The following is a 548-nucleotide window of genomic DNA, read 5'->3' on the forward strand; positions in this document are numbered from 1 at the left end:
CTTTCTGATAGGGTGATATTATTGCCGGCATCCATGTTGACATCACGATCCGCCGAAACAATGGCTGCTTGTAAATTCACATCATTGTCAGCAGTAATCTGCACATCTTGGCGTGCCGTGATGTGTGATTGTGTGGAAGTGGTTTCCCATTGATCGCCCGTATCTTTGGCGCTTGCAATTCCAACACCTACAGAAGCACCGCTGTTGCTCTTTTCAAACTGAAACCCAAAGCCTGTACGTTCTTCCTTTGAGTTTGACTTATGGCTATTATGACCAACAAGCACATTGACATCACGAGTTGCCGAAAGGTTAATATTCTCACCTGCAAGATCAGAGCCAACAATTGTCACATCTTTTTTCTTGGCAGTGATGGTGATATTGCCATCCGCATTGAGAGAAGAACCTTGATGCTCAAAACTCTCTTCATTTTCTGTCTTTCCCTCACTCCCGTATATCGACACAAAGCCCTTACCTGATCCCACACCAAAACCTGTTTCATGCTCCTCTGAATGGCTTTTATGATGATCTGTCATGCCATCAATCGTCAC

The 548-nt window shown here is 44.5% G+C and carries 1 protein-coding gene; it reads right to left on the reverse strand.

Going from position 1 to position 548, the window contains the following annotated elements:
* The coding region (locus ACFILO_RS09800; protein ID WP_375678249.1) for a hemagglutinin repeat-containing protein at positions 1 to 548 on the reverse strand (548 nt) is incomplete at both ends.

This window comes from Bartonella sp. AP72JLCBS, from assembly GCF_042195705.1.
In the GTDB taxonomy this organism is placed as follows: Bacteria; Pseudomonadota; Alphaproteobacteria; order Rhizobiales; family Rhizobiaceae; genus Bartonella.